This window comes from Micromonospora thermarum, assembly GCF_012034245.1.
In the GTDB taxonomy this organism is placed as follows: Bacteria; Actinomycetota; Actinomycetes; order Mycobacteriales; family Micromonosporaceae; genus Micromonospora; species Micromonospora thermarum.
Genome location: NZ_JAATEO010000073.1, coordinates 1 through 4369 on the forward strand (window position 1 = coordinate 1; position 4369 = coordinate 4369).

Below are 4369 nucleotides of genomic sequence, written 5' to 3' on the forward strand. Positions count from 1 at the left end.
GGCGCGCCCGGCCGGTGACCCCCACCGTGCCGGGGGCCCTGCTGCCCGGGGCCCTGGGGGTGCAGGCCGGCCGGCCCCTCCCGCCGCTCCGGGGCGTGTCGCGGCTGCCGGTCCCCGTCGTGGCGGCCGCCCCCGGCGCGGGGGCCCACCGCCGCTGGCGCGGGCCCGGCCGGGTGCTGCGGCTGGCCGCCGTGGGGCCTCCGCTCTTCGTCGGGCTGTTCGTGTTCACCTCGCCGACGTCGGCGGTGGTCCTCCCGCGGGGCGAGGGCGGGGCCGCCGGTGTCGCCACGGCGCGACTCCACCCGCCGGTGGTCATGCTGATCCTCGACGAGCTGCCCCTGGTCTCCCTGCTCGGCCCCGACGGGCGGGTGGACGCCGCCCGGTTCCCGCACTTCGCGGAGCTGGCCGCCGGCTCGACCTGGTACCGCAACGCGACCGGCGTGAGCGGTTGGACGCCGTACGCGCTGCCGGCGATGCTGTCCGGCCGCTACCCGGCAACCGGGGCCGCGCCGCACTACTCGCAGCACCCGGACAACCTGTTCACCGCCTTCGGCGGCCTGTACGACATCCGCGCCGAGGAGAGCATCACCCGGCTCTGCCCACCCAGCCGGTGCGAGAGCCGCGTGATGCCGGAGCAGGGGATCGGTGTGCTGGTCCGGGAGAGCGGCGAACTGCTGGCCCGCCTCGCCGCGCCGGTCGACAGCCGGGTCGACCCGCAGGACTCCTACCGCGAGCGCACCGCCGCCGAGGCGGGTGTCGACGCGGCCGAGCCGGTGCCGGCCGACCCGAAGTTCCGCTGGGACCGGCTGAACGCCAACCAGCCGGCCCGGTTCACCAGCTTCCTCGCCGGCCTGAAGCCGTCGGCCACCCCGACGCTGCACTTCCTGCACCTGTTGATGCCCCACTCGCCGTGGGCGTACCTGCCCTCCGGGATGCGCTACGAGGCACCCGAGGACTTCCCGAACGAGGGGGAGGGCTGGGTCGAGCTGGCCCGGCAGCGGCACCTGGCCCAGCTCGGCTACACCGACCGGCTGATCGGCGAGACGCTGCGTACGCTCCGGGCCACCGGCCTGTACGACCAGGCGGTGCTGGTGGTGACCGCCGACCACGGGGTCAGCTTCACGAAGGGCGCGCAGGGGCGGGGGATGGACGCGATCCGGGCCGCCGCCGGCGAGGTCGCCTGGGTGCCGCTGTTCGTGAAGTCGCCGGGGCAGCGTGCCGGCCGCGTCGACGACCGGAACTGGGAGCACGTCGACCTGCTGCCCACCGTCGCCGACGAGGCGGGGATCCGGGTGCCGTGGCCGGTCGACGGTCGCTCCGCCCGGCAGGCGCCGCGGGACGACCCGGGCAAGGTCTTCTTCGACCGGCCCGCCCAGCGCACCCCGATCTCCGGCGGGGTGCCGGCCGCGCCGCCGCCGTCCTCCCCGCACCCGCTGATCGGCACGTCGGTGGGGAATCCGCCGACGGCCGGCGCGGCCCGCGTCGGCGACCTCGCCGCGTTCCGGGACGTGGACCCGGACACCGGGCGGCTGCCCGCGCTGGTCTGGGGCGACCTGCCCGACTCCGTGCCCGACGGCACGCCGCTGGCCGTCGCGGTCAACGGCCGGGTCGCCGCCGTGGTGCCGGTGGTGCCCCGGGACGCCGGCGGTCGACGGTTCGCGGCCCTGGTCGCCGACGACCGGCTGTTCCAGGCCGGGGCGAACCGCCTCGACCTTCTCCTGGTCGGCGCCGGCGGTACGCTGACCCGCCTCGCGCTCTCCTGACCCTCGCCCGACCCGCCTCGGAGCGCTCCCGGTCGCCTCGCGCCGGGCCCCGCTCGTCGCGGCGGGCGTGGCCTGCCCCCGGTCTCCTCGCGCCGGGTCCGGCCCGACCGGTTTCCCCTCCGGCTGGTCGGGAATCGGGTGACGCATACCTCACCGGAGAACCACCGCGGGCGGTGTCCCGCGAACCGCGAATACGGTAGAAGCGAAGGCAATTCAGCGAAGATCTGCCGGCGAAGCGAGGAACCACATGACGGAAGTCAAGCTCGATCACCCCGGTGGGCAACTCTCGATGCCGGTACACCCCGCGGTCGAGGGCCCCTCCGGAATTCGGGTGGGCAACCTGCTCAAGGAAACCGGGCTGACGACGTACGACCCTGGTTTCGTGAACACGGCAGCGTGCTCCTCCGCGATCACCTACATCGACGGCGACGCGGGGATCCTGCGTTACCGCGGCTACCCGATCGAGCAGCTGGCCGAGAAGTCCTCCTTCCTGGAGGTCTCGTACCTGCTGATCTACGGCGAGCTGCCCACCCAGCAGCAGCTCACCGAGTTCTCCGAGCGGATCCGGCGGCACTCCCTGCTGCACGAGGAGATGCGTCGCTTCTTCGACGGCTTCCCCCGCGACGCGCACCCGATGGCGGTGCTCTCCTCGGCGGTCAGCGCGATCTCGACCTTCTACCAGGACAGCCTCGACCCGTTCGACGCCTCCCACGTGGAGATGTCGACGGTCCGGCTGATGGCGAAGGTGCCGACCATCGCGTCGTACGCGTACAAGAAGTCGATCGGCCAGCCGCTGCTCTACCCGGACAACTCCCTCGGGTACGTGGAGAACTTCCTCCGGATGACCTTCGGCGTGCCGGCCGAGCCGTACGAGGTCGACCCGGTCGTGGCGAAGGTGCTGGACGCGCTGTTCATCCTGCACGCCGACCACGAGCAGAACTGCTCCACGTCGACCGTCCGGCTGGTCGGTTCCAGCAACGCCAACCTCTTCGCCTCGGTCTCGGCCGGCGTGAACGCGCTCTTCGGCCCCCTGCACGGCGGTGCCAACCAGGCCGTGCTGGAGATGCTGGAGCGCATCCACGCCGAGGGCGGCGACGTCCGCTCCTTCGTGCAGAAGGTGAAGGCCAAGGAGGCCGGCGTCAAGCTGATGGGCTTCGGCCACCGGGTCTACAAGAACTACGACCCGCGCGCCGCGATCGTGAAGAAGGCCGCCCAGGACGTGCTCGGCCGCATGGCCAAGCCGGACCCGCTGCTGGACCTCGCGGTGCAGCTGGAGGAGATCGCGCTCGCCGACGACTTCTTCGTCTCCCGCCGGCTCTACCCGAACGTGGACTTCTACACCGGCCTGATCTACAAGGCCATGGGCTTCCCGACCAAGATGTTCACGGTGCTGTTCGCGCTGGGCCGGCTCCCCGGCTGGATCGCCCAGTGGCGCGAGATGATCAACGACCCGGAGACCAAGATCGGTCGTCCGCGGCAGGTCTACACCGGCTCCCCCGAGCGTGACTACACCCCGTTCGACCAGCGCTGACCCAACCGCGCGCCCAGGACGGGCCGGGGCCAGCACCGTTGATCATGGGGTTAGCGGGTCCGAATCAGGACAAACCAACCCGCTAACCCCATGATCAACGAGGGCAATACGAGGGCTAGGCGGCCGTCAGCGGAGGCCGGCGGACGTCAGGAGGTTGCCTTCCGGGATGGCGGGCTGGGTGCGGCCGTGGGTCATGCGGTGGGCCGCCCGCGCCGCCGCGAAGGCGGGGGCTTCCGTGATCGCCTGCGCGTACGTGGAGGCGGTGCGGCTGGCGATCTGGGCCCAGCCGTACTGGTCGTGGACCATCTGGCGGGCGCGGCGGGCGAGTTGGCGGGCGTGGTCGCGGTCGGACAGCAGGGCGTGCACGGCGTCGGTCAGGCCCTCCGGGTCCTGCGGGCGGAAGGTCATCCCGGTGACGCCGGGCTCGACGATCTCGGCGAGCCCGCCGGTCGCGGACACCGCGAGGGGCGCCCCGGCGGCGGCGCCCTCCAGGGCCACCATGCCGAACGGCTCGTAGATGCTCGGCACCGCGAAGCAGTCCGACGCCGCCATCACCGCCGGCAGGTCGGTGCCGCCCAGGAACCCGGGCAGGCTGACCGTGTCGCCGAGGCCGAGCCGCCGCACCTCCGCCTCCAGTTCCCCGCGGTACGGGCCGTCGCCGACGATCACCGCCCGCAGGCCCGGGTGCCGTTCGCGCAGCCGGGGGAGGCCGGCGAGGAGGTGCTGGACGCCCTTCTCGTACACCAGCCGGCCGGCGAAGGTGACCAGCGGGCCGTCCCCGGCGAAGCGGGCCCGGGCGCGGGCCACCGCGGCGGACGGCGCCCGCCAGCGGCGCGGCTCGACGCCGTTGGGCACCACGTCCACGCGGGCGGTCGGCACCCGGAACAGCGCGGTGACCTCCGACCGCATGTAACCCGAGCAGGTGATGACGCGGCCGGACTCGCTGGCGAGCCAGTGCTCGACGCCGTGGATGGTGCGGTTCATCTCCTCGGGCAGCCAGCCCTGGTGCCGGCCCGCCTCGGTGGCGTGGATGGTGCTGACCAGCGGGATGTCCAGGTGCTCGCGCAGGGTCATC

At 73.3% G+C, this 4369-nt stretch carries 3 protein-coding genes; 2 read left to right on the forward strand and 1 reads right to left on the reverse strand.

Going from position 1 to position 4369, the window contains the following annotated elements:
* On the forward strand, positions 1-1763 hold a 1763-nt coding region (locus HCJ94_RS29155; protein ID WP_168004210.1), incomplete at its 5' end, for a sulfatase-like hydrolase/transferase.
* Positions 1764-2010: 247 nt separating this feature from the next.
* A complete protein-coding gene (locus tag HCJ94_RS29160; protein WP_168004211.1) occupies positions 2011-3294 on the forward strand; it encodes a citrate synthase in 1284 nt (427 codons plus the stop codon).
* A 126-nt stretch (positions 3295-3420) separates the two neighbouring features.
* Here the strand turns inward: HCJ94_RS29160 and HCJ94_RS29165 are convergent.
* Positions 3421-4369: glycosyltransferase family 4 protein (locus tag HCJ94_RS29165; RefSeq protein ID WP_168004212.1), on the reverse strand; the 949-nt coding region annotated here is incomplete at its 5' end.

Excerpts from the sequence above, each read along its gene's own strand:
- HCJ94_RS29160 (WP_168004211.1), top strand. The coding sequence starts at position 2,011 with ATGACGGAAGTCAAGCTCGATCACCCCGGTGGGCAACTCTCGATGCCG.